26 protein-coding genes and 1 other RNA gene are annotated in these 23,951 nt (G+C 41.3%); 8 read left to right on the top strand and 19 right to left on the bottom strand.

Features of this window, described 5'->3' with window-relative positions; genetic code table 11:
- Positions 1–31: 31 nt before the first annotated feature.
- Entirely contained in the window at positions 32–526 is a 495-nt protein-coding gene (locus FC98_RS07950) for a hypothetical protein (RefSeq protein ID WP_008858098.1), read from the top strand.
- Between the two features lie 36 nt (positions 527–562).
- On the top strand, positions 563–1,306 hold the full coding sequence (locus FC98_RS07955; RefSeq protein ID WP_008858099.1) for a sulfite exporter TauE/SafE family protein: 744 nt from the start codon (positions 563–565) through the stop codon (positions 1,304–1,306).
- A 99-nt stretch (positions 1,307–1,405) separates the two neighbouring features.
- Here FC98_RS07955 and ssrA read toward each other — a convergent pair.
- Positions 1,406–1,772: a transfer-messenger RNA gene (gene ssrA / locus FC98_RS14265) on the bottom strand.
- Positions 1,773–1,858: 86 nt separating this feature from the next.
- Positions 1,859–2,179 carry an ArsR/SmtB family transcription factor gene (locus tag FC98_RS07960; protein ID WP_008858100.1) on the bottom strand — a complete coding sequence of 107 codons (321 nt, stop codon included), beginning with the start codon at positions 2,177–2,179 and terminating at the stop codon, positions 1,859–1,861.
- A gap of 66 nt (positions 2,180–2,245) precedes the next feature.
- On the opposite strand from FC98_RS07960, the gene FC98_RS07965 reads away from it, so the two are divergent.
- The gene (locus FC98_RS07965) at positions 2,246–2,608 is read left to right on the top strand and encodes a nuclear transport factor 2 family protein (protein WP_056949419.1); all 363 of its coding nucleotides are present in this window, start codon (positions 2,246–2,248) and stop codon (positions 2,606–2,608) included.
- A 56-nt stretch (positions 2,609–2,664) separates the two neighbouring features.
- Here the strand turns inward: FC98_RS07965 and FC98_RS07970 are convergent, their stop codons facing one another.
- Positions 2,665–3,198, bottom strand: a complete 534-nt coding sequence (locus tag FC98_RS07970; protein ID WP_235803607.1) for a VanZ family protein — start codon at positions 3,196–3,198, stop codon at positions 2,665–2,667.
- Positions 3,199–3,375: 177 nt separating this feature from the next.
- Entirely contained in the window at positions 3,376–3,774 is a 399-nt protein-coding gene (locus FC98_RS07975; RefSeq protein ID WP_008858103.1) for a pyridoxamine 5'-phosphate oxidase family protein, read from the bottom strand.
- Between the two features lie 247 nt (positions 3,775–4,021).
- Between FC98_RS07975 and FC98_RS07980 the strand changes: the two genes are divergently transcribed.
- A complete protein-coding gene (locus FC98_RS07980; RefSeq protein ID WP_040471954.1) occupies positions 4,022–4,240 on the top strand; it encodes a hypothetical protein in 219 nt (72 codons plus the stop codon).
- Positions 4,241–4,332: 92 nt separating this feature from the next.
- On the opposite strand, the gene FC98_RS07985 is transcribed toward FC98_RS07980, so the two are convergent.
- A complete protein-coding gene (locus FC98_RS07985) occupies positions 4,333–5,256 on the bottom strand; it encodes a cation diffusion facilitator family transporter (protein ID WP_162254960.1) in 924 nt (307 codons plus the stop codon).
- Between the two features lie 17 nt (positions 5,257–5,273).
- Positions 5,274–6,872, bottom strand: coding sequence for a YhgE/Pip family protein (locus FC98_RS07990; RefSeq protein WP_056949421.1), 1,599 nt, complete (start codon positions 6,870–6,872; stop codon positions 5,274–5,276).
- A gap of 252 nt (positions 6,873–7,124) precedes the next feature.
- Between FC98_RS07990 and FC98_RS07995 the strand changes: the two genes are divergently transcribed.
- The 3 genes from FC98_RS07995 to FC98_RS08005 all read left to right on the top strand — a co-directional run bounded on the left by FC98_RS07995 (position 7,125) and on the right by FC98_RS08005 (position 9,560).
- Positions 7,125–7,757, top strand: a complete 633-nt coding sequence (locus FC98_RS07995) for a TetR family transcriptional regulator (RefSeq protein WP_056949422.1) — start codon at positions 7,125–7,127, stop codon at positions 7,755–7,757.
- Positions 7,741–8,409, top strand: coding sequence for a TVP38/TMEM64 family protein (locus FC98_RS08000; RefSeq protein WP_056949423.1), 669 nt, complete (start codon positions 7,741–7,743; stop codon positions 8,407–8,409). The genes FC98_RS07995 and FC98_RS08000 overlap by 17 nt, the downstream gene beginning before the upstream one ends.
- Before the next feature lie 116 nt (positions 8,410–8,525).
- Positions 8,526–9,560, top strand: coding sequence for a baeRF6 domain-containing protein (locus FC98_RS08005; protein ID WP_008858112.1), 1,035 nt, complete (start codon positions 8,526–8,528; stop codon positions 9,558–9,560).
- A 339-nt stretch (positions 9,561–9,899) separates the two neighbouring features.
- On the opposite strand, the gene FC98_RS08010 is transcribed toward FC98_RS08005, so the two are convergent.
- The 3 genes from FC98_RS08010 to eutJ all read right to left on the bottom strand — a co-directional run bounded on the left by FC98_RS08010 (position 9,900) and on the right by eutJ (position 12,605).
- The gene (locus FC98_RS08010; protein WP_054655101.1) at positions 9,900–10,670 is read right to left on the bottom strand and encodes a DUF4931 domain-containing protein; all 771 of its coding nucleotides are present in this window, start codon (positions 10,668–10,670) and stop codon (positions 9,900–9,902) included.
- Between the two features lie 104 nt (positions 10,671–10,774).
- Positions 10,775–11,527 carry a tyrosine-protein phosphatase gene (locus FC98_RS08015; protein ID WP_040471955.1) on the bottom strand — a complete coding sequence of 251 codons (753 nt, stop codon included), beginning with the start codon at positions 11,525–11,527 and terminating at the stop codon, positions 10,775–10,777.
- Positions 11,528–11,750: 223 nt separating this feature from the next.
- Positions 11,751–12,605 (bottom strand): ethanolamine utilization protein EutJ, encoded by an 855-nt coding sequence (eutJ, locus tag FC98_RS08020; RefSeq protein ID WP_008858116.1) that lies wholly within the window; start codon positions 12,603–12,605, stop codon positions 11,751–11,753.
- Between the two features lie 703 nt (positions 12,606–13,308).
- Between eutJ and FC98_RS08030 the strand changes: the two genes are divergently transcribed.
- Positions 13,309–14,052, top strand: coding sequence for an AraC family transcriptional regulator (locus FC98_RS08030; RefSeq protein ID WP_008858119.1), 744 nt, complete (start codon positions 13,309–13,311; stop codon positions 14,050–14,052).
- A 566-nt stretch (positions 14,053–14,618) separates the two neighbouring features.
- On the opposite strand, the gene FC98_RS08035 is transcribed toward FC98_RS08030, so the two are convergent.
- Genes FC98_RS08035 through cbiQ form a run of 10 tightly spaced genes read right to left on the bottom strand, consistent with a single transcriptional unit; the run spans position 14,619 to position 23,934 of the window.
- On the bottom strand, positions 14,619–15,308 hold the full coding sequence (locus FC98_RS08035) for a uroporphyrinogen-III synthase (protein ID WP_008858121.1): 690 nt from the start codon (positions 15,306–15,308) through the stop codon (positions 14,619–14,621).
- A 20-nt stretch (positions 15,309–15,328) separates the two neighbouring features.
- Positions 15,329–15,922, bottom strand: a complete 594-nt coding sequence (locus FC98_RS08040) for a bifunctional adenosylcobinamide kinase/adenosylcobinamide-phosphate guanylyltransferase (RefSeq protein ID WP_056949424.1) — start codon at positions 15,920–15,922, stop codon at positions 15,329–15,331.
- 5 nt (positions 15,923–15,927) lie between these two features.
- A complete protein-coding gene (gene hemL, locus FC98_RS08045) occupies positions 15,928–17,220 on the bottom strand; it encodes a glutamate-1-semialdehyde 2,1-aminomutase (RefSeq protein ID WP_008858124.1) in 1,293 nt (430 codons plus the stop codon).
- Positions 17,221–17,222: 2 nt separating this feature from the next.
- Positions 17,223–18,206: a porphobilinogen synthase gene (hemB, locus tag FC98_RS08050; protein ID WP_040471956.1), complete on the bottom strand. Its 984-nt coding sequence runs from the start codon at positions 18,204–18,206 to the stop codon at positions 17,223–17,225.
- A 24-nt stretch (positions 18,207–18,230) separates the two neighbouring features.
- A complete protein-coding gene (hemC, locus tag FC98_RS08055) occupies positions 18,231–19,145 on the bottom strand; it encodes a hydroxymethylbilane synthase (protein ID WP_008858126.1) in 915 nt (304 codons plus the stop codon).
- Between the two features lie 14 nt (positions 19,146–19,159).
- Positions 19,160–20,422: a glutamyl-tRNA reductase gene (gene hemA / locus FC98_RS08060; RefSeq protein WP_056949425.1), complete on the bottom strand. Its 1,263-nt coding sequence runs from the start codon at positions 20,420–20,422 to the stop codon at positions 19,160–19,162.
- 8 nt (positions 20,423–20,430) lie between these two features.
- On the bottom strand, positions 20,431–20,889 hold the full coding sequence (locus FC98_RS08065; RefSeq protein ID WP_008858129.1) for a precorrin-2 dehydrogenase/sirohydrochlorin ferrochelatase family protein: 459 nt from the start codon (positions 20,887–20,889) through the stop codon (positions 20,431–20,433).
- 14 nt (positions 20,890–20,903) lie between these two features.
- Positions 20,904–22,415 carry a cobyric acid synthase gene (locus tag FC98_RS08070; RefSeq protein ID WP_054655099.1) on the bottom strand — a complete coding sequence of 504 codons (1,512 nt, stop codon included), beginning with the start codon at positions 22,413–22,415 and terminating at the stop codon, positions 20,904–20,906.
- Complete coding sequence (locus tag FC98_RS08075; protein WP_008858131.1) at positions 22,412–23,239, bottom strand: energy-coupling factor ABC transporter ATP-binding protein; 828 nt, start codon at positions 23,237–23,239, stop codon at positions 22,412–22,414. Before FC98_RS08075 ends, FC98_RS08070 begins: the two co-directional genes overlap by 4 nt.
- The gene (gene cbiQ / locus FC98_RS08080) at positions 23,236–23,934 is read right to left on the bottom strand and encodes a cobalt ECF transporter T component CbiQ (protein ID WP_008858132.1); all 699 of its coding nucleotides are present in this window, start codon (positions 23,932–23,934) and stop codon (positions 23,236–23,238) included. Before cbiQ ends, FC98_RS08075 begins: the two co-directional genes overlap by 4 nt.
- Between the last annotated feature and the right edge of the window lie 17 nt (positions 23,935–23,951).

Here is a 23,951-nt window from a genome sequence, read left to right on the forward strand (position 1 = left end):
CCGTAACAAAGAACTTAAGGAGATGGTTTCTATGCAGGATCAAACACCGTCACGACTTCAACGTCAACAATCTCAACACCAAAATAAGAAAACCAAACACACAAAATTAATTGTCTTTATCTGTATCTTGTTGGTAATCCTGGGTGGCGCGCTGTACATTGGCCATCAAGTTCATGAATTAACTGATGCACAACGGCAAACGAACACAATTTTGGATAAACCCATCAAACGAACGGTCGTCAAAATCGTTGAACCTAAAGTTCCCAAGGAAGTCCGCCCTCAGGTTGTCCAAATCATTGAACAAGAACCACTTTATCGGCTCCAACAAGCAGCCGATAATCCAGCCACTTTTCAAGAAATTGCCAATAAATACCAAGTTCCTGAAAGCTACGTTGCCCCAGCAAAGCAATACTGGTTTAGTAATCAAAATCAGGCATTGCGATCTGATATTTATCATGCTCAGTTAATGCAGCTACTCTCAGAATTACGTCAAATGGACAACTCCTCAGCTGGCGGTTCACAATAAAATACCTATTAAGATCATCAATTTGAAGGGATAACAATGTTTTCAATTATTTATTTGGTGCTCATGAGTTTATTAGCCGGGATTCTAACGGGAATTGTTGGCATGGCGGCACTGACTCTTTATCCTGTGCTTCTCTCAGTTGGCGTCGCACCAATTACCGCAAACGCAACCATCACCGTTGCCCAAGTTGGCGCTGGTATGGGCACTGTCCTATCATCCTTAAAGGAACTTCACGGTCACTGGAAACAAGCAATCCAAATTGCACTCTTAAACACGGCTGGTGGTGCATTAGGGGCAATTATCCTAATTCATAGTACCAATGCTGGCTTTCAGAAATTAGTCCCCGTATTTATTTTATTTGCCGGCATCTTAATTTTAGCCCCCAAAGGAAAATCAAAGCCCCATTTAGACAAGCACTTGCTAAGTGCCCTCAGTTGGTTGGCAATCTTTTTAGTTGGCATTTACACCGGCTATTTTGGGGCTGCGTCAGGTCTATTGATGATTGCGGTTCTTTCCAAAATTGTCAAACAAAATTATGTCGTTTATAATTCAATGCGTAATTTTGCGTCATTTACCAATAACGTCGTTTCAGCGATCATGTTTGTCATCATGTTGCCAATCGATTGGGCCGTCATTATTCCGTTATTAATTGGTCTATTCACCGGTGGTTACATTGGACCGATAATCGTTCGTTATATTCCGTCAACCGTTATTAAAACGGCCGTTGGAATATTTGCCATTGTTCTTTCACTGGTTTTAGGCTATCAAGCTTATTTGTAGCAAAATATCAAAACAGTCTTCACATTAATTGAATTATTGCAACCTAAAAAGCTGATAATCAGGTGCATGAATGCACTTATGATTACCAGCTTTTATTATCAATGGAGTCGGCGGGAGTTGAACCCGCGTCCGAGCATATCGCCACCTAGATATCTACGTTCATAGATCTATTATTTAAAGTTCACTTACTGAAACGCCATAAATCAAGGCACCCACAGTAGGCTAACCTGATTAGTCTCTTCAAACCACTTCAGGTGGGAGCAGTTTGCGTGAGCCCACTAAATTTAGGACCCAGATCTAACCCATGGGCGAGATTAGGAGGATCTACGTTAAGCGCTTATTAGGCAGCTAAAGCGTAAGAATTGTTATTATTTTTTGCAGTTATAATAAACTGGGCGGTTTAACGTGGCGCTGCACGAAACGCAATCCAGGCTCGACCTATACCCGTCGAATCCATAACGACCCCGATACAATAATTATGATATCATACATAGCTAAAATATAGAAGTAACTAGCCTTAAACCTCAGCCAATAAATGAGATTGGCCTCCTTTTAGCACTTGTCCTCACTATTATTAACGATGGTCTCGATTAGGTCTGGAAAGCGTTCGTCTAACGCTGTTTTTCGCAGTGCTAGATAACTATGCCTGCCCGCCCGTCGAATCGAAACCAATCCAGCCAATCTCAGGTTACGATAGTGTTGAGACAGATTACTTTTCTTTCCCAAATTTTCAAATTGGGCACACGAAACTTCTTTTTTTGCCCTTAAAAGGGTGCCAACAATTTTTAACCTGGTCGGGTCACTCAATGACTTTAGGAGTTGTGTTAGCGAAATATCAGCTAAATTGGGACTTTCAAATTGCTGCTCAATCATTTTGATCACCCCCTTTCATTTTCGATTGTTTAGTATATACTAAACAATTGAAAGAAGGAATTATTGATGTCAGAAAAAGAACAAACCATTAACCAATACTTTCAATTATCAGATCAGGCGTCAAAAAGTCAAGCTGCTCTCCATTCAATCATCGAACTTTTTGCTGATGATGCTGAAATTTTCAGCGCCACTGGTGAAACCTGTGCTGGAACAAAGGCTATCACGAATTTTTTCACAGACTTTTTCAATCGCAATGTGAAGCTCAAACATCTCTGTCATGTTTTTATGGCGGACAATCATTACAAGGCTGAATGGGCAGTTTCAGGACAAAAAAAGACTGGTGACCTGTTTGCCCTTCATGGCTATGATACTTATGAATTTGATTCAACTAACCACATTAAATATCTCAAAGTAACGATTGCCAATTAATTGATCTTTGAGAAATCCTTTTAGACAGCAATAAATTGCATTCTCCGCCTTTATCATTAAATCAACCATTTTTTTATGAACTGTTTTAACGGTGTTCGGTTTGCCAAGGTAATCATCAACCACCCAATGACAACCCCACAGGCATTCGTCAAGACATCATTAATATCCACCCACCGTGATAAATTGATGGTGAGATCTAAAATAAGCTGAAGGGTCTCAATCCCGACACCAACTATAGCACCAGTCAGTACCACATTTCGAAAACGAATTGTTGGTAGTAACAATGCCAAGTAAACACCAAATGGCAGCATCATCATGACATTTTGATAGAAATCGGCAGTTGTACTCCAGAACGGGATGAGGTTAACGGGTGCCGAGCCAATCATCATTGGGGCAACTTGCTGATTGTTGACAAACGCATACGAAGTTGGCGCCAGCGTCAGGTATCCAATAATCATTACGTAAATCGCCGCTGATCCAATCGTAAGCAGTTGCCAAAACGATAACTGAGATAATTGCCGTGACTTTATTTTAAAACCAATCAATAATGCTGTTACATTTACAAAAAACGGAAGCCATCTAATCATCATTAACCACCTACCTTTCTAGTTATCTACCTAACCTTAACAACTTAATTGTGTTCATTTTATTGGTGAGTCATTAAACGAATCTTAAATTTGCTTCACGGTGACTAAGCTTATCAAAAGCGTAAGAAATTTGGTCAAAATAAAAGCGGCCTCAAATCGGTCGCTTGATTATGTGTTCCATTATTCTTCAAACAATTTACCGGCTTTCGGTCCCGGATCCAAAGTCCAAATTTTTTCAATTGTGATTACCCCAGCCCCCTTTGGAACCGGGAACTTGCCTTCAGCCCATTTGGCTGCTTGGTCATAATAGGGGCCATCTGTGTATAGTTTGGCAGTCCCACCAAACCGGAAGCCCTTCAAAGCCTTTGCATTAGCAACTGCCACAATCGCCTTACCGTTATCATTAATGTTAGCCTGAGTCTGACCACCCGTCATTTCGTTATAGATAAGGTGCTCATCGTCTAAAACTCGCATTGAAATCTTAGGACCAACATCTGGATTACCATCAGCGTCAACCGTTGAAATATACGATAGTTCCCCCGCAATCATGTCCTTCATTGCTTGATTTAACTTTGCCATGAAAACATCTCCTTTTGTAATAGTGAGCGGAGCCAGGCGATTAGAAACCGGAACATAAGTCTCCTTGAGCAGAAATTCCCGAACTTGGAATTTCTGCTCAAGGTGCTTATGTGTAGGTTTCTGCCTGGCGCAGCTGTCCTAACTATTTAAACAAAGTCATTTTAAGTCGTTCGGGCAATTCAAGCAATCATTTACCCTCTAGGTAGTGACATATTTGCTATAATATTCATGAAAGGTGGCTATCCAAATGGATGATGACAAATTACAGGAATTGATTCGTTCGGCAATTCGAGAGGCAACCGTCCGTCATAATGAACGAGTCAAGAGTGGTCGTTATGATGCAACCGATGATGATTCAGCTGATAAGCTGGCGCAACTTGTCCGCAATGGCGATAAGGCATCAATGGAATACGCGAATTCTTTAGTTTACGAAGTTTTAAAACTGCTACTAAAAGATGCAAAATAAAGCCAAATAAATTGAAAAACGCAATAAATATTAAAGATTGACAGATACAAAAAGGGCTGCTACCTCAACGATAGCGGCCCCTTTTCTACCCATTAATTGATCTTTACTGGTTTCACTTGAATACAACAATACAAAATTGGAAAGTTAAGTTGCAGTAAATGCTCGATCTCTTTACAGATTTGATAAGCCTTAGATACTGATTTTTCACCAACCAGTTCAATTTCAGCGGCAATAATCATATTGCTTCCTGAATATCGAACATCGATGAAGGTGACACCCCTTACCCCATTTACTTCCTGAATATTCTTGACAATTTCCTTTCGGATCCGCGGATTAAAACCATTTGAGAGTTTAGCCGCACTATCACTTAAAATTTTCGAGCCATTATAAATAATAAAACTACCAAGTAGTATCGCCGCAACCGCATCAATCCAATCAATATGCAGAAAGGCCGCTCCTGCGATAGCTAACATCGTCCCAAAAGATGTTAGTGAATCACTAAAAAGATCTCGGGCAGATGCTGCTAATGACGTACTTTTAAACCTTTGACTTACTATGTGATTGATGATTGCCAACGTTAACATCACCGTTCCCGAAACGACTGCCATGTATGCGGCTTGACCATTTAATTGGCTTCCGGTCTTCCCATTCACAAAAGCAACAATTTTGTTGCCACCATTCCAAATACAATTAACACCAACTAAAAACATGGTTAGGCCAGCAAGAAAAACAGCCAGGTTTTTATACTGCCAGTGGCCTTCCACGTGATACTCATCAGACGGCCGCCTGGAGAATGTTAGGCCAACAATTAAGGAAATAACGGCCACAATTCCGGTAAAGTTATTTTCACCATCCGCTATTAAGACCACTGAATGATCAACCGTCCCTATCCAAAGTTCGGCCGCCGAAATTATCATGTACATCAATAAATTAATGAGTAACATGTGACTTGCGTGAATCGCATCCTCTCGACTCTTAGTTTCCAAAGAGTCTCCGATTTGATTACGACCTTGCATTCCTGTCATCCCCATCCCTACGCAATTTCAGAGTCAATTTCAATAACGCTCTGGTGCAGTCCTAGTTGAAACCGCAAAATCATTGCGAAGTTGAATCCCACAATCAAGCTAATCATAACGACCAGATCAACCGTAATCCCCTGATGAGTGGAAATTAAACTTCTTAACGCGTTTATCAGATAAGTCATCGGCAACCATTCATTTAGTGACTGGGCAAACGAATCCGTTAAATAAGTGGGATACAGGCCACCAGAGGCTGCTAATTGAAGGACCAAAACAATTGAAACTAGCCACGTCCCAAAACCGCCTAATAGCAGGCGTAAGCAAAAAATAAGTGATAAAAACAAGAACGATCCAAGCAATAAAACTAAAAAGAATGTCCCAGAGTGGTCAATTGCTAACTGATTCCCTTGTGTTAACGAATAAAATAATAAAATTGTCTGTAAAAAACCAACTGCACCAACCACTGAAGCTTTGCTTGCCCACCATGTAAGCGCGTATTTAGGCTTTCGATGAGGTAAAAAGCCTTCGTACATTGTCCCTAAGGCGATCGCGCCAACATACAATCCGATGGCAATTGCGAAGGGAGCCATCCCGGTCCCGTTGTTTGGAACCTTTGAAATATCCTTCGTAACTTCGTGGACAGGATTGGCAATTGCTGCTGCATTTACTGCCTTAGTGTGAATGACCTGAAGTTTTTTGGCCCCCTGGTCAAGGCTCGCCGACATTATTTTCGTTTCCTTTAGAATTTTATCAGTGCCGCTTGCTAACGCTATGCTACCATTGGCAAGCTTATCAGCCCCCGTTTGAAGTGCTGGTACATGGCGCTGAATTTCAATCAATCCGTTACCAACTTTCGCATTGGCGGATCCCAAGCGCTGAATACCTGCCGTTGGTGTACTAGCCATTACTTTCGAAAAGCCGGCAGCCATTGTCTGATTAGCAACAACCAAATTACCACTACCTGCGGAAAGTTGACTAATACCTGAATTAAGCGATTGCATCCCACCACCTAAGTGTCTTTCCCCGTTCACAAGCTTTTGAGTTCCCTGATACATTGCCTGGCTACCGACTGCCGCCCGCTTCATTCCCTTATCTGCATTACCCAATGCACGTAATATAATTGTTGAATAGAGCCGGGTTACTTGCGCTGAAACCTTTGCTTTAATGGCTGTGGCCGCGCCTGTCGTCATCTTTGAGGCAATGAAATTCTGACCAGAATTAAACGTAAAGTGAAGGTTCATTCGCTGAGGTGTTACTTCTGTGATTGTCGTTGCGCGAGAAGAGAAATTCTTAGGAATGGTTAAAACCATATAAAACTTTCCCTTTCGAAGCTGCTCGGCCGCCCGCTTTGAAGAAACATGGTGAAAATCCAAAGTGTCTGCCTTTGTCAGTTTATTAGTTAAACTACTACCAATATCAATCCGATTCCCATGATAGGTCATCGATTGATCATGATTGACAATTGCAACTGGTAACCGATCCATTTTCCCATAAGTATTCCACATCGAAGATAAATAGATAAAACAATAGATTGCTGGGATTAGGGCAATCGCAACTAGAACTACGAGACTCATTTTGTGTTGATTTAGATACTTCCATTCACTCGCTACCATTTAATGACCACCTTTCAAATTAACACTGTGTTCATTTGAAATAGTAGTGTTAATGAGTTGCGTTGGCAATATGCAATCATAACCGTTCTGTTCAATTGATTTCAGTATTATTTTTAAACGTCATCGTTAGATTGAAACCAGCGACTATCCGGATTACTGCACAGATTCTCTCAAAATGTTAATTGCGGATTGGTTGAATTTATTGTTTAATTGGGTAGAAAGTAAACAACGTGTCTATTGGAGATGAAGTCCTTGGAAGCAAATACCAAAATGCTGGCGACTGAAATTAAAATTCAAAAAGCATTTATCAAACTCATCAATTTATCTGGGTTTGACAAACTAACGATTCAAAAACTGTGTCAGGAGGCCCACATTAGTCGGGGAACTTTTTATTTACACTACATCGATAAATACGATCTGCTTAATCACTATGAAGATGAAATCGTGGCAAACATTAGTGAGATCTTCAAAAGATTTCAAAAACCTCAGTTAAACTCAGCCATTCAAAACGGTGACAAAGAAAATAATGCATTTTTTCAGCTATTCAAATATTTATATCGTCAAAGAGACTTAGCGGCTCTTCTTCTGAACGGTAACACGACAAAGATCGTCGCTAAAGTGAAACGGTTGATTGAAGAAGTCTTAGTTGAACCACAAACATCCCAATCAACTATTACCACTCAAATTCCAGCAGCATTTGCCAAAGAAATCGTTTCCCAGGGAATTATTGATCTGATCACCTTCTGGCTTAATCAAAATCCAATTCTACCCCCACGTGAGGCGTACCAAATTTTCCAACAGAGTCGCTCGCTAACGCCCCAACAGCTAACCCAAATTATTTTTAAAGAGGCGCCTCAAGGAGACCGCAATGAAAAAACGGTTTGAAATAACTAGTTTAATCTGTGCTGCCATTCTGGGATGCCTGCTGCTGGTATTCTTAGTGATGCGGTTTGAACCAAAGATCCAGCTACTTTTCAATGAAGCCGCTGAGCGTCAGTGGATTATCAGCCATTTTCAATCCAGCTCCCCCATAGATCTCATTTCATTTTCACTTTTAATCATCTTATTTTCAGTTATTCCAGGCTTTCCCGCCTCAATTATTGGAATTGTTGCCGGGATTTGTTTCGGCCACTGGCTTGGTTTTATGGTTAACGTTATTGGCATTACGATGGGAAACTTTATTGCCGCAACATTTTTAAACACAATTTCTAATCATTGGGTCAAGCGCCGTCCTAATCGGTTATACGCGGATTTGGTCAACATGCGCCATCCAAAACTAGGAGTGGTGATCGGTTACTCAATCCCATTTATTCCAAGTATGCTCGTCAACGTTGCCGCAACTGATTTAAAATTCTCCCCGCCCCAGTTATTTTCACTGTGTTTAACAGGAAGTCTGGTCGTTTCTGCCCTTTATTCATTTAGTGGCGATGCATTATTTAAAGGGAACTTTAGGTTATTGGCGCTTCTATTGGTTCTAATGGCCGCCCTCGTTACGCTGGTTCGAGTCATTCACATTGATCGGAAACAAGCAAGATGATATAAGCCCTTTCACAAGCTAGAAACACGACTTTGCCCGCCTAATTTGATACACTAAAATTAGTAGTTATGATTTTCACAATATGTAATAATTTCAAACGAAGGAGTGTCCTATTTATGGCAACTATTATTAGTGTTTCCGACTTGGCAAAATTACCTAATTTACAGGCACCAGTTATCACGTTGAACTTAAATCTTCGTAAGCTGGCATTTGATCAAAGTGAACGACTCCGGGTAAAGAATATGCTCCGCGAAATTGAAAAGAAAGCAGGGAACGGCGTCAAATCGTTTGTCGATGACGTTGACGATTTGACCAGACAACAGCTCCCCTACAAAGGAATCTCAGTCATTACTGATAAAACGGGCTCAGCAGTCTATCATTTAATCAGAACCAGCGTTGATGAACCTGATTATCGGATTGAAGATTCGATCGATTGGCTGCTGTTGCTGAGTGAGGCTCCCAATACTGATTACACGTTAATTGAAATCAATCGTGACAATAGTAAATTATACGAACTTAACAATAAACGAGTTACCCCACTGGCGGTCAAGGACTATCCAGCCACGGTTCAGGATGCATTGGGAACCGAAGTCAGGGGCGGTGAACTTAATTTTAGTGGCAAAGCTGGTTCCATCCAGTATCATGGTCATAACGAAACTAGCCAGGAAAAGAAAATTGATCAGGAACGTTATTACCGCTTTATCATTGATCTAATTAGGAAAGATTCTAATTTGGCAACTCGCCAATTAATCTTGATGGGTCTTCCCCAAAACATTAATTTATTTAAAAAGTTGAATAACGGTTTGCCAATCGCCAATGTTAAAATTAATCAATCAGTTCAAAATTTATCACCAACCGAAATTGCCAAGTTAGTCAATGGCGAGATTAATCAGCATAATCGACTTAATACCGCCGATGCCATTACTAACACGTTCCGTGACAAATTATTTACCGACTTCACCAACATCCAAAATCTACTAAACTCGAAAGAAATCCGTCACCTGTTTGTCGCTTCCAGGAATGAAATTAGTCAAAACGACCCCGATGTTTACAATGATGTCAACCAAATGATTAAACAGGCACTCGCCCAAGACACCAATGTAACAGTGGTCAATGAAAATTCTTCAATTCCATTGGTCAGCGCGGTATAGCTAATTTGAGCAACTTATCCACAAAAATAATCTAAAAAATAGAGCGAGTTAGAAAACTGATCGTTATCAGCTTCTAGCTGGCTCTTTTTTAGATTACTTTTTTCTGAATATTATATAAGGACGCACCCGGTGCCACACTTTGGGAACAATTCCACAAAACAGAAATCTGGGTATAAGTACTTCAATCTCTAATCACTTTGCTCCGCTCACTTTTATAGGACAGCTGCACAAAAAGCAGAAGTCTGCACATAAGCACCTCGAGTGAAAATTCCAAAACCGGGAATTCCCACCCGAGGAGACTTATGCTCCGACTTCTAATCGCTTTGCTCCGCTCACTTTTTATAACGATAATTGCTTTCGGATTTCGGCCGCAATTTCTTCCAATCTAGGCATATTCTGTACTTGCGCAATCTTGTACCCAACGTAATACGGCGAAGTTGCATACCTTGGAACAATTTTACAATAAAACCGGCTATAGATCTTATAAAAGAACAGGTTATAAGAAGTCATACTTCCATGCATATAATCTTTTAACAGATACTTAATGATTGCCTGAACAGCATCCGCAAGATTATCGATTTTCTTTTCATTATTAATTGCGATATTAATTTCGACAAACCCAATGATTGGATCAGTTGAGAGCGTAATTTGACGATCATCATTTTTAGAAACTTCAACACCCGTAAAATTGCGGACACCCACATTTTGATAAACATCATAATGGTTTAAACCCACGATCTGGAAATGTGGATGGCGTAGACTACCACCGGATAACGGGCCAAAATTTTTATACATTACCACACTGGCATATTTATTCGATGCAATCATCTGGTGCCAGCAGCGAAATGCAAATTCAAACACCTGACGATTCTGTTCAGTTGAATACGTTGATGGCCCACCATTGTGGTCACTTGATTCAATCAGCACCGTTTGCAGTGTGTCTTCCAACGTTCGAAACTTATTTACTAGCCAGATTCGATCATCTTCTTGAGCCAAAATATTCTCTAAATGATCAACATCACAGAACGGACAATAACCATCCGGGTGTTTAATATTTTCTGGCTTTCTCTGGGCAGTATTAAAATCAAAAACAAGTGGTTGGTTAGCCATGAAAGTCACCTTTTCTCATACTTCATTTATTATTGAAGTCCTCAGTTCTCAACTTCTAACCAGGTTAATTCTAGCAATTTCGATTATCATAAACAAGCTTACAACTACTTCGGCGTAACAAACGCCTGCCTGAACGCTTCAACGTACCCACTATCTAATTTCAATCCTGATTTTAGATAGCCTTCAAAACTGCCAAACTGGTTAATAATAGTCTCACGTGCATGTAATAAATAATCGCGATCGACCAATAGCGCAACACTTAAATTACGAAGCTGTTCTTCATTAACTTCCAACTTAAATTGTGCCAGAAGCTTGGCGTTCGCTTCCTTTCGAAGTTGGTTGGTAAGCAAATAATCGGTCATAATTACGTCATCACTTGCGCCAGCCATTTTCAAAATGACTGCTGCAGCAAAACCGGTTCGATCTTTACCGGCAAAACAATGAAACAACGTGGGCTTTCGTTCGTTAATAACCGCATCGAAAAACTCACGATAACCTGCCTGAGCAGATCCACTCAACACAATCTGTTCGTATGTTTTTAACATCGCATCTCGAATATGACCACCATTTGCAAACATTCCTGCTAGGCTGGCCCCATTTTTTGTCTGGTCTGATAAGATATCGTCTTTGACGTAATGTGTCCCTGGAATGGTCGTATCTGGATCTTTAGCCACCTCATTTTGGCTCCGAAAGTCAAAAATCGTATAAAGTTGACAATCGTGCTCTAAAAATGAAACTTGTTCAGGATTTAAACCGCTAATTTCACCACTACGATAAAAGTAGCCTGGTTTCAAATAACCACCAGCTACCTGCGTACCGCCAATATCCCTAAAGTTAACAATTCCCTTATCATTCATGTACGGTTCCTCCATTATTAATCTAGTTGGTATTGTACACGATTGACTAAGAAACTGCACCGTAAGTGACCGTTAGCTTGTAGGGAAGCCAAACAGTTGATGAACTCATGACTTCAAATCTCTAAATGATGCTCCAATATCAGAACTGAAAAAACGATTCTCATAAACCTGCTCTTTAGAAAAAGCGTCTTTTAGGTTGCGTGTCCCTATTCAAGCATCCATCTCAATCATGATCATACATTGCAATCCCGAGTGGGGTTATAAACTGCGGAAACGCGGTCTTGTATGCCGGAATTCCCAATACTTTGCTAAAGGCCGGAATAAATTCCTTAAAGTTAATCGCACCACCAACGACAACAACCGGTTGCTTAACTGAAGGGCCAACCGAGTCTTTAACAATTGTTGCCATTTTTTCAACGACGGGCCGAATGACTGGAAATACTTCCGGTTCTTTTTGGGGATCCCGCTTTAGCAATTCCGCATCATCAGATTTGATTTTGTGGTTACCAGCTAAGACCAACGTCATGTGAAACCCACCAGTCGCCTCATCTAGCACCTGTGTCAGTTTACCGTGGTTGAAGACACTAATTCCTGTCGTGCCACCACCAATATCAACAACTGTGCCGGTCTTCAAATTCAAAAACCTTGCCGCCGCCGTTGGCTCATCGACCACGTGTTTACATTCTAATTCGGCAGACTCAATAACATTAGCGACAATTTTAGCAGCTCCCTCACCTGTGCCAGGTGGAATTGCCCCACAAGCCGTGGTTAGTTCAACCCCTAACACATCTTCAGCTTTGTGTTTCAACCGCTTCAAAATATTAACCGAATCAACGTAATTAACGACAATCCCATCACGAACTGCCTTTGCATACTCAAAAGCCCCGTATATGATATTATCGTCCTTATCCAACACAGTTAGGACAATTGAAGAAGTTCCTAAATCAACGCCACAGCTGAGCACTTCATCTTTCTTAATTTTTCGAACCGCATGATCGCTGTTAACAACCTTGGCAAATTGCTTTAGTAGTTTGTCAGCTGCTTTCAAATCAACTGATTGTTTGGTAGCCATATGCATCCCTCATCCTTCTCACTTATATTCCAGTAAATTAAGATACGTGTTTTCAGAACTGGATTGTGATCACTGTTTCAATTATAACAGCAATTGGTTGGAACCGCTTGCAGCTTTATAATTTGTAACATTCTTAACAAATAATACTTTTAAATAATTCCAAACTTTCTTTCCTTCTTTGACATCATTTTTATAACATTTTTGGGCATCGATAAACAAAAATATGCTAAAAGTCAAACCTCTCTTATTTTTACAAATAAATATTGCTATAATTATCCATTATGGTTTCTATTCTAAGATTAAACAATTATTTTTAGCATTATTTCACATCATGGAAGAAATTATTATATAATTTAGCAGAGAGAAGGCGCTGACCATCACACCAAATAATACAAAGCCCGATGTTTATAAATCAATTTCTGAAGGAATCAACGAATTTTCAAAGGTAAGCCAAATTAACGGTTACTATTTTGATCTTGATAATCGGTTATTAATTGACGGCAATGTCTATACGAAGACCGAGGATGTTTTAAAGAATCTGCCAACTTCTAATACCAACTCTTTCTTTATTTTCCCGGTCATTTTAAAAAATAACTTAGCCGGCTTCATCATTTGCGAAGGATCTGGCATTACATCTGAACGGATTAAATTAGCGCGAACCTTCTTAGAAAACATCTTCAATAATGCTTTCAAAGCCGCCGCAAACGATGTGCTGATCCTTAACGCTGTCCGCGCTGACGATCTCGCTAACGTGACCGTTCTCCGTAAATTGGTTGGCATTACTGAGTTAATTCATCCGGAATCCATTAATCTATCAAGTAATCCAACCACCCACCTGAACAATGATTCCCAAGTCAACATTCAACGAGCCCTTTCGTTTATTAAGACCAATATCAATCAACCACTTTCGCTAGAATCCGTTGCCAAATCAGTATTCCTATCACCATCGTATCTTAGTAAGGCTTTCAAACAAAAACTCGGGGTTAATTTTATTAGCTATGTCAACAGTCTCAAAATTGCATTGGCTTGTGAAAAGCTCATTACAACTAATGCCAAAATCAGCGCAATTGCCAGCCAGCTTGGTTATTCACAAACAAGTTACTTCACGAAAATATTTAAGTCGTATACGGATCAAACGCCACTACTATACCGAAAAACCAATGCCTCAATCGACAAAATCTATACCATTTCCCGCGACCTATCGTGGAACGGTAGTGATAGTGTCTATGATGTGTCCAAACGCTTCTTCAATCGCCATAACATCCCTTACTACTTCCATTCAGTGAATGGCTACCCGTATATCAGTAGAATCGGTGACTACACTGATTCAGACGATGAGCGTGGGTGGATTTATACGGTGGATTGCAAACAACCAATGGCCCCAGCTGCCGAAATTACTGTCAATAAAAAGTCGGTGATTCAGTGGACGTATGCGGCGTCGTATATCAAATAAGTGAGCGGAGTAAAGCGGTTAGGAGCTGACGCATAAGTCTCCACCGATGGAAATTCCCGGGTCTGGGATTTTTATTGGTGGTGCTTATGTGCCAGCTCCTGCTTTGCGGAGCGGTCCTAAAAACAGTGAGCGGAGTAAAGCGGTTAAAAGCCGAAATATAAGTTCCTTCTGGAGAAATCCCTGGTTTTGGGGGATTTTTCCGGAAGGTTCTTATATGCAGGCTTTTGCTTTACGGAGCGGTCCTAATCTGTGCAAAAGAGAACAACCACTAACTAAAATTAAAGCCGTAACTTCTTGCAGATGCCTCCATACAGATTACTGTTTTACAAGATATCCTTCTACAAAACCACCACTCCCGTACCAAGCTCTAGGGCAAAGAAGCACCAATATCCCAAAGCCCTGCTTTACACCAAAACCATTTTAACCACTAAATCCAAGGCCACTCAAATTCTCCTTAAAGATATCGGTTTCATTATCTTAAAACCCCTGCCTATAAACAACAGCACCGCCAAAATCAGAAAATTGATTTTAGCGGCGCTGTTGTTCGGTTAAACGGATTTAGTAATTTACTCCATACACATCTTCAAAATTGTACTCTTCAACACGTCATGGCGATCACCAACAACTACTTGTTGTGGTGAAATAACATTAGCGGTAGTTTGTCCCAAGGCATAATAGGTTACGTGAGCAAAACTTTCTGGAATTTGCTTCATAATCGTTTGCAACCGTTCGAAACTGGAAGGGCTGGTAACCAGCACCTTGGTAAAATAATAACCGTTTAGTTTTTCAATCGCCTGATCATTCAAATGCTGATCCCAGTAATTTTGATAAATCATTACTTGATGCACCTTAACAGGTAAAAACCTTTGAATGGCACTTCTGTCCCCTCGTAATAGACAGACCGAAGCCGCCATTGGCAGGCTGATCATTTGTGCAAGTGAACGGCCAGTTTCAGCTCCCGCAACCCGAACATTGTGAACGCCGCCAGCTGTTAGCGCATCTGCCATTTTGTGACTCAACACAAGAATAGTGGCAGTCGGGTTAAGCAGCTTTAACTGCTTCAAATACAACTTCACCGATACTGGACTCGTTAGGATCAAAAAACGACTATTTCTAATGAGCGCTTCGTCAGCTTCACTTAGTACGACCGATCGAAATTTTCTTAACGGTAAGTAAATGGTCTCCGCTTTAGCGGCCAGTTGATTTCTCAGCTCAACTGAGATGTTTTGTTCAGGATAGGTAATTAGGTATGCCATCTTGCCCCTTCTCCCTCAACTTACTTAATCTTTTGAGAAAGCCCAGAAATGACAAAATACACGTCATCAGCTTTTTTTGCCAATAATTGGTTAACTAATCCGTATGTGTCCCGCAAAATCCGAGATTCTTTCGATGCCGGCACTAACCCAAGACCAACTTCATTGGTCACGATCGTCATCTCTTGGTCAGTCCGCTGCAGCGAATCAACCACCTTGGAAAACTCCTGGAGAATGGTCGTCTGAATGGATTCAATTTCATCCTTGTTCATCTGTTCAATATCTTCGTCAACGTTCCCCGGAAAATCGTTGTACATTTTAGCAACCAAATCAAAGAACAAATTGGTCGTCATCATTGTCGCATCATCCAATAAATACTTTTGATAATCATTCATCAAAACAAAAATACTAACATCCTTATACCGCTCCTCAGTCGTCCAGTCAGCCGGCCGACGTTGGCGGTGCTTTTTAATCTTTAATTTCATTTCAGAATCTTGATTAGCCCGGATGACGCTTGTGGCAATGTAGCAAACACCATGTTCATTGGCATACATATCTTCGGCAACCTCAGATTTTCCACTCTTGGCGCCACCCGTAATGAGTGTTAATTTTGCCATATTAATTAGCCTTTCAATGCGTCATCAAATGCTTGGTTAAAAGCAGCAATTGTTTGGTCAATCTCGGCGTCAGTATGTTTGCTTGACATAAAGTTCGTTTCGTATTCTGAAGGTGCCGTGTAAATGCCGTTCTCAAGCAACGCTCTGAAGAATTTCGCAAAGAAATCCATATCACTCTTCTGAACGTCAGCAAAGTTATTAACCGGCCCTTGATTGAAGAAGTAGCTCCACATCGTACCAACATGATGAACAACGACTGGAACATTGTGAGCCTGAGCAGCATCGGCAATTCCCTTAGCCAGTCGGTCAACTTTGGCCGTCATTTGATCGTAAAGTTCAGGGCTCAGCTGATTTAACGTACTGATCCCCCCCGTCATTGCAAGTGGATTGCCGGAGAGTGTCCCTGCATGATAAATTGGGCCAGATGGTGCCACCTGTTCCATAATGTCTCGTCGCCCGCCAAATACGCCAACTGGCAGACCACCACCAACAACTTTTCCTAAAGTGGTCATATCCGGTTTAATGCCATACAAGTTCTGAGCACCATGGTAGGCAGCTCGAAATCCTGACATCACCTCATCAAAGATCAAAATTGATCCGGATTGTTTTGTCAGATCACGCAACGTTTGCAGAAATTCTTTTGTTCCAGGGATAACCCCCATATTTCCAGCAACCGGTTCAACGATGATACAAGCAATCTCATCACCATGCTTTTCAAAAATCTGTTTGATGGTATCTACGTCGTTATATGGTGAAGTTAAGGTGTCGTAAGCCAGTGACTTTGGAACACCTGGTGATGTATTGATATCAAAGGTAGCGACACCAGAACCAGCATCCACCAGTAGAGAATCGCTATGACCGTGATAATTACCAACAAACTTAACGATCTTGTCACGTTTGGTCACCCCGCGGGCAACCCGAATCGCGCTCATTGTCGCTTCAGTACCGGAAGAAACCATCCGCATCATTTCCATTGAAGGCACAATTGATTGAATTTTTTTAGCTAATTCAGTTTCAAGTAAAGTTGGTGCGCCATAACTAGTTCCGTTTGAAACGGCCGCTTGAAGATCGCTCACAACTTTCGGATCAGCATGGCCTAGAATCAATGGCCCCCATGACAATACATAATCAATGTACTCATTGCCATCGATGTCAAAAATGTGTGAACCGGCCCCTTTTTTGATGAATAGGGGATCACCACCTACGTTCTTAAAAGCACGGACGGGGCTATTGACCCCACCCGGAAAATAGTTGCTAGCTTCTTTGAAAGCCTGTTGAGACTTTTCGATTGGTTTCAAGTTTAGAATACCTCCCCTTTATTAATGCGATCGGCAACGTCCTTCGCAAAATATGTGATAATTAAATCCGCTCCAGCTCGTTTCATTCCAACTAGCGTTTCTCTGACAATCTGATTTTCATTAATCCAGCCATTTTGAGCAGCTGCTTTAATCATTGCATACTCCCCGGAAACGTTATAAGCAACAAGCGGCAAATCGAAGCGATCACGGACCTCTCGCATCACATCTAAGAATGCCATTGAAGGTTTCACCATCAAGAAGTCGGCACCCTCTTTAACATCACTAGCTGCTTCTCTAAGCGCATCTAACCGATTAGCTGGATCCATTTGGTAACCCTTTCGATCACCAAATTCAGGCGCACTGTTCGCAGCATCTCGGAATGGGCCATAAAAGCTAGAAGCATACTTAATCGAGTATGACATAATTGGTAGATTCTTAAAGTTGTTATCGTCTAAACCTTCTCGAATTGCGGCAACGTATCCGTCCATTGCATTTGAAGGGGCAATAATGTCAGCCCCGGCCTTGGCCTGACTAACAGCCGTCTTCACTATGTAAGTCAGTGACTCGTCGTTTAATACCACGCCATCTTTAACGACCCCACAGTGCCCAGTAGATGTATATTCACACAGGCAGGTGTCCGCAATCACAATTAAGTCTGGATAAGCCTTTTTAATCTTGCGGATGGCTTCTTGAACAATGCCGTCATCTTCCCAGGCAGACGTCCCAACTTCATCTTTATGATCGGGCAAACCAAACAGAATAATGGCTTTGATCCCCTTATCAACAATCACTTTAATCTCGTCCAGAATGGCATCCAAACTGAATTGATACACTCCCGGCATTGATGGAATCTCTTTGCGGTCCTTAATATTAGCATCCACAAATACCGGCATAATTAAATCATCCTTAAGCAAATGAGTCTCTCGAACTAAATCCCTCATTGCTGGACTTGTACGTAAACGACGATGACGATCAAAAGTTACCAAAATAATTGCTTCCTTTCAAATTTATCATGATTGAATTAATTTAAGCGCACCCACTGCGATCAATTCATCAGCGATTTGTTCACCGAAGTTTTCGATCGATTTCTGATGAGCTTGTTTCTTAAACAACTGCTTCCCGTCATTGGATGCGACTAACCCCTCAAAGGCGTATTCATCATCCTGCTTTGTTGCAAAGCTCCCAATTGGAAAGTTACAGCTACCGCCTAATTGGCCTAAGAAATTCCGTTCAATGGTCACGCAGTCCCGGGTTTCTTTGTCATTGATTGCTGCGAGTACTTGGCGTGTATCAGAATCGTCGATACGGCACTCAACGGCAATGGCTCCTTGGCCGGCGGCGGGAATGATAACGTCTTTTAAAGACAACTGCGTGTACACGGACAGATCAACTCCCAGCCGTTTTAAGCCGGAGACCGCCAAAACGACACCAAATAAATCTTCAGTGGCAATTTTCTTAATCCGAGTTTCAACATTACCGCGAATTGGCACAATTTGTAAATCCGGGCGGGCATTAAGTAACTGCCCTTGCCTCCGGGAACTGTTGGTACCAATCCTAGCCCCTTTAGGAAGCTCAGCAAAATTGCTAATTTGGTGCGGGGTAATCAAGCAGTCATATGGCGAAGCCCGTCTAAGGACTGCCCCGATCATCAGCCCGTCTGAGAGTTTTGGCGTCACGTCCTTCAAACTATGAACCGCGAAATCAATGGTGTGATCATACAGTTCTTGTTCAATTTCTTTGACAAAGACACCCTTGCCACCAATCTTTTGGAGACTATCCTTTAGATTGCGATCACCCTGCGTCGTAATCTTTTTGACTGTAAAATGTCTATCAGGAAATTTCCTCTCTAGCAAATCAACAACAATTTCCGTTTGAACAACGGCTAACTTGCTGCCTCTGGTGCCGACAATTTTATCTTTATCCATATAAAAATCCGTCCTTACTTGATATCTTCCTTGGGCAGGCCAAAAATGTCACAGAAGAATTCCAAGTCAAAATTAGCATCATCCTTAACTGACAATTCCTTAACCTGTTTGATTGGACCCTTAATCATTTGGTTGATCACACTTTTAAGGTGCTTGCGAATGACTTTTTGTTCATGCTCATCCAAATCAGGCAGTTTATTCATCAAGCTATCATACACGTTACTTTCGATGACCAGCGCCGATTTCCGTAAATCCCGAATGACTGGAACAACGTGAAGTTCTTTTTGCCAAATATAAAAGTCCGAAACTTCTTGGGGAATTTCCAAAGACGTCTTAGCCAACATTTTGTCTCGCAACTCATTATTGTCATCCAAAATCTCATGAAGGTCATCAATATCAAAGTAATCAAAGCCAACTTCCCTGGATTTTAACTGAACGTTTCTTGGAACCCCCAGATCAACCAAGATTTTAATTGGCGCATCAATTTTTGAATCAAATTTTAAGATTGGCGTTTTGCTGGCGGTAGCCGTTGCCATCGCATCGACCCGATTAACCATCTCTGGCAATTCCTGATATCTAATTGCAGAAACGTTCTCACCAAGATGATCGGCAGCAGCAATCGCCTTACTATCAGTCCGGTTCAGCGTATAAATGTGTTTGAAACCCATCGTGCTGGCATTTTTTAATAAATGAGACCCCACATCTCCAAGGCCGACCACTGCTAAGGTCTTTCCCTTGACACTGCCTAAATGTGTCTTGATTTGATGTAGTCCAGCTTGATGTGACGTTAATGACAATTCACTAGTCGGATATTTGGTATGCATCCGTTTTGCAAATGAAATGACCTGTTGGAATAGATGTTTAAAAATGACACCGGTTGTCCCATTATCCTCTGCGTTAAAGAAGGCTTGCTTGACCTGACCCAGAATTTGCGGTTCGCCCATAATCAATGAATCAAGGCCAACCGCAACCTCAAAGAGATGCTTAACGGCATTCTCCTTAACACCAATATTAACCCAACCATCGATTTGTTCCAATGGCATATTGAACCAACGGGATAAAAACCGTTTCAGGTAGTAACGACCAGTGTGGACCTGATCAACGACTGCATAGATTTCGGTTCGGTTACACGTGGAAAGAATCACATTTTCCAGGATACTTTTTTCTTGATTCAATTTTGAATTAGCTTCAGCAAGTTCTTCTTTTGTGAACACAAACTTCTCTCTGATATCAATTGGAACTGATTTAACGTCAATTCCGACATAAATAATGAACAATTTTGAGTTTACCTTCTTTCATCTGGGTACTGCGTCTTAAGCCATGTCAGCATCTTTGCCTTAAGTTGTTTCGCTGCACTTGGTGAAACCCCATTGGTTGAGACAGTGATCATAAAGTTATCAGTATTAATTTGGGCTACGTTATAAAAATCAGAATGATGCTTATTGCTCGTATTATTGACTAGTTGAAAGGGTTTGGCTTCACGTTTAACCCGTTGATTAACCTCAAAATCATCGGTACAAGCAAAAATTAAATCCATTTGCTTAAAGTAATCAGCAGCATACCGATCCTTTATCCAGTGAATTTTTTGCCTGTCAATCCGATCATTGATTACCGGGCTCACAACCGTAACGTCAGCACCAGCAGCTAATAATCCCTTAACTTTGCGGGCAGCCACGTTACCACCGCCAACAACGCCGACCTTTTTATCTGACAAATCCAATAAAATTGGATATGGCTTTTGCATTTACGTTACCCTCTTTACTCATGATTCTCAGAAGCATTCAAAATTTGGTCAAGCTTTTCCATATCAACATGTTGCTTGAATACTTCAGCCAACTTATCGTATTGTTCTTCTTTATATTGATTAAACTGCCGCTCAACAGCCTTACCCAACGGCTTTAATCCTTTCCTTTCCCGAACTGTATTCAGGAAATTCCGGGTCCAATCAATATTATCAAACAACCCGTGTAGATAAGTCCCAAAGACACTGCCATCCTCATTGACCGCACCATCATCACGATTAGTTGGCTTGCCGTTATTTGAAATAATTTTTGAAAATGGCCGCATTTTGTTACCAAGCGTGGTGGTTCCCATATGGATTTCGTAACCCGTTAAGAGATAATCCTGATGCCGGGCCTCTGCCTGGGTGGTAGTCTTTACTTCGTTGAAAACCGTATTCGTATCTAGTAACCCTAGACCGGTTTGAAATTTCAGATCTGACTCCACTGATTGAGGATCCTTCAATTCATTTCCTAGTAACTGGTAACCGCCGCAAATGCCCACAACTTGACTGCCATTTTCGTAGGCTTCCTGAATGGCCATATCCAGATGTTTCTTTCGCAAGAACACCATATCTTCATTCGTATTCTTACTACCAGGAATAATCAGGATATCTGGCGTGCCAACCTGATCAGCATGGCGGACATAGCGAACTGACACGTCTGGTTGAATTTCCAAACTATGGAAATCAGTAAAGTTAGAAATTTTGGATAACGTGATGACGGCAACATCGATATCTTTTGTGGTATCCCGCGTTTGCCGTTTGCTTTGAAGCGAGACGCTGTCCTCATCATCCAAATCGATATCAGTCATTGGTAGCACACCGATCACCGGAACTCCGGTTAACGCTTCGATCATCTGATTTCCAGATTTCAACAGTGATTCATCACCACGAAACTTATTGATAATGATGCCTTTGATTCGTTTTTGATCTTCCTTTGGCAGTAATTTGATAGTGCCATAGATGGTGGCATACACCCCACCACGATCGATATCGGCAACTAAAATTACGGGGGCGTCAGCCATTTTCGCCATTCCCATATTGACAATATCATTATCACTCAAATTAATTTCAGTTGGGCTACCCGCGCCTTCAAGAACCATCACATCATTTTCTTCAGCAAGTGAGTTGAAAATTTCAGACACTTTGGTTCGTAATTTCGGCTTGTAATCCTGATACGCAGCTGCCCCCATGTTACCGGTGACCTTCCCCATAAAAACAATCTGAGCATCGGAATCGGTAGACGGCTTCAATAGGATCGGGTTCATCCGGACATCGGGCGCAATTCCCGCCGCTTCTGCCTGGAAAACTTGGGCACGCCCCATTTCCTTGCCATCAGCGGTAATAAACGAATTGAGTGCCATATTTTGCGATTTAAACGGGGCCACTTTTTGCCCGCGCTGCTTTAGAATTCGACATAACGCAGTAACCGCCCAGCTCTTGCCAGAGTCTGAGGTTGTGCCAACAAACATAATTTTTTTTGCACTCATTTCGGTTCACCACCTTTCAGCTCAGATGCTTGTTGATGAAACAAATCCGTCTGATCGGCGTATAGCGGTAAATGAAGCTTCTGATGAATTTTAACGAGCCATGGTTGCTCCAACTTGCAATCTTGTAGCAACTGTTCGTCCAAAAAGACATCCTTTTTTCGTCCTGATTTCACGATTTGGCCATCGTTTAAAATGAAAAAATGATCACAAATTTCATACATAAAATCCATATCGTGGCTCGAAACAATAATCTTTTGACCATTGGCGACTAACCGCTTCATCAAATCTAACATCCGCCGCTTGCCATCAGGGTCTAGCCCCGCTGTGGGTTCGTCTAGTAACAGCCATTCCGATCGCAACACCAAAATACCAGCAATGGCAACTCGCTTTTTTTGACCGCCACTCAGATATTGAATTGGTTTATTCCTGATTGCTTCAATATCTAATTCCTTTAAAACTCGATCCACGCGTTGGTCAATCTCTTCTTGGGGCAAATTCAAATTATGCAAGGCAAATGCGATGTCATCTTGAACAATTGAATAAAAAATTTGCTGATCAGAATTTTGAAATACAATGCCAATCTTTTTACGAAGTTCATTTAGGGCATGCTTCCCATATTTTATCGGTGAACCATCGACCACAATTTCGCCATCAGATGGTTTTAACATGCCTACCAGGTTTAAAAACAACGTCGATTTACCAGAGCCATTTGGACCAATAATTCCCACGATGTTTTCGTTATCTTCCCCAAGTTTCAACGAGATGTGTTTCAGGGTTGGTTGGTTCTTTTCGTAGGCAAAACTCACATTTCTTAGTTCAATCATTTTTCCATCCTACTCTTTCCGATAGTGAATTCACCATCATAGAGTTTTGCATCAAGCGCGTGGGTCATTGCTTCATAGTTAATCATAATTTGCTCGAATAGCATTTTAACAAGAATTGATAGCGAATGAAGTGACGTTCGGACGTTCCGATAACCAAAGCGTAACTTTTGCGCCCGGTGAATTTCCTCAAAGCTATCAATAAAGATGAAGATAAAACGGTACATTAGCATTGTCTCTTCGATGATAAGATTGGATAAATGAAGTGAAACCAGTAAATCCAATATCTGCCGAAACGGTGTTGTAAGTGCGAACCAATATGTGCTAACAACCGCAGCTAAAACTTGAACTGCCAGCAATAATCCCTTTGGCAACATCGCCTTAGAGACCCCAAAATAGTTACCAAATAAATGAATTGGTAAATATAATTGGTCTTTGATTGGCGTCATCGTAAACACAATACCAATAACGCTTAATAACAGGAATGGCAAAATGACGTAAAACCATCGCAGGTATCGACGAACCGACACCTTGGTCACATAAATGGTGTCAACAGCCACCGCGACAATGAGAATCCCCTTCAACCAAACAATGGGCTGAAACGCAATCACCATGCATAGTAACCAAACAATCCCCTTAGTTTTAGGTGACCAGGCAACGATTCGGTTGGTATAAGCATACTTGTCAATCACCAGCATCTAAATCACCCTTCCTT

This window comes from Lentilactobacillus kisonensis DSM 19906 = JCM 15041, from assembly GCF_001434135.1.
Lineage (GTDB): Bacteria > Bacillota > Bacilli > Lactobacillales > Lactobacillaceae > Lentilactobacillus > Lentilactobacillus kisonensis.

Bases quoted from the DNA above. Each gene is read 5' to 3' on its own strand.
- hemC (WP_008858126.1), bottom strand. From the start codon at position 19,145: ATGGATAAAGATAAAATTGTCGGCACCAGAGGCAGCAAGTTAGCCGTT.
- FC98_RS07980 (WP_040471954.1), top strand. From the start codon at position 4,022: ATGGATGATGACAAATTACAGGAATTGATTCGTTCGGCAATTCGAGAG.
- FC98_RS08035 (WP_008858121.1), bottom strand. From the start codon at position 15,308: ATGGCATACCTAATTACCTATCCTGAACAAAACATCTCAGTTGAGCTG.
- FC98_RS08010 (WP_054655101.1), bottom strand. From the start codon at position 10,670: ATGGCTAACCAACCACTTGTTTTTGATTTTAATACTGCCCAGAGAAAG.
- FC98_RS08040 (WP_056949424.1), bottom strand. From the start codon at position 15,922: ATGGCAAAATTAACACTCATTACGGGTGGCGCCAAGAGTGGAAAATCT.
- cbiQ (WP_008858132.1), bottom strand. From the start codon at position 23,934: ATGCTGGTGATTGACAAGTATGCTTATACCAACCGAATCGTTGCCTGG.
- FC98_RS08005 (WP_008858112.1), top strand. From the start codon at position 8,526: ATGGCAACTATTATTAGTGTTTCCGACTTGGCAAAATTACCTAATTTA.
- FC98_RS07955 (WP_008858099.1), top strand. From the start codon at position 563: ATGTTTTCAATTATTTATTTGGTGCTCATGAGTTTATTAGCCGGGATT.
- FC98_RS07965 (WP_056949419.1), top strand. From the start codon at position 2,246: ATGTCAGAAAAAGAACAAACCATTAACCAATACTTTCAATTATCAGAT.
- FC98_RS08015 (WP_040471955.1), bottom strand. From the start codon at position 11,527: ATGAATGATAAGGGAATTGTTAACTTTAGGGATATTGGCGGTACGCAG.
- FC98_RS07950 (WP_008858098.1), top strand. From the start codon at position 32: ATGCAGGATCAAACACCGTCACGACTTCAACGTCAACAATCTCAACAC.
- FC98_RS08070 (WP_054655099.1), bottom strand. From the start codon at position 22,415: ATGAGTGCAAAAAAAATTATGTTTGTTGGCACAACCTCAGACTCTGGC.
- FC98_RS08075 (WP_008858131.1), bottom strand. From the start codon at position 23,239: ATGATTGAACTAAGAAATGTGAGTTTTGCCTACGAAAAGAACCAACCA.
- FC98_RS07975 (WP_008858103.1), bottom strand. From the start codon at position 3,774: ATGGCAAAGTTAAATCAAGCAATGAAGGACATGATTGCGGGGGAACTA.
- FC98_RS07960 (WP_008858100.1), bottom strand. From the start codon at position 2,179: ATGATTGAGCAGCAATTTGAAAGTCCCAATTTAGCTGATATTTCGCTA.
- FC98_RS07985 (WP_162254960.1), bottom strand. From the start codon at position 5,256: ATGCAAGGTCGTAATCAAATCGGAGACTCTTTGGAAACTAAGAGTCGA.
- FC98_RS07990 (WP_056949421.1), bottom strand. From the start codon at position 6,872: ATGGTAGCGAGTGAATGGAAGTATCTAAATCAACACAAAATGAGTCTC.
- FC98_RS08065 (WP_008858129.1), bottom strand. From the start codon at position 20,889: ATGCAAAAGCCATATCCAATTTTATTGGATTTGTCAGATAAAAAGGTC.
- FC98_RS08000 (WP_056949423.1), top strand. From the start codon at position 7,741: ATGAAAAAACGGTTTGAAATAACTAGTTTAATCTGTGCTGCCATTCTG.
- FC98_RS07970 (WP_235803607.1), bottom strand. From the start codon at position 3,198: ATGATGATTAGATGGCTTCCGTTTTTTGTAAATGTAACAGCATTATTG.
- eutJ (WP_008858116.1), bottom strand. From the start codon at position 12,605: ATGCATATGGCTACCAAACAATCAGTTGATTTGAAAGCAGCTGACAAA.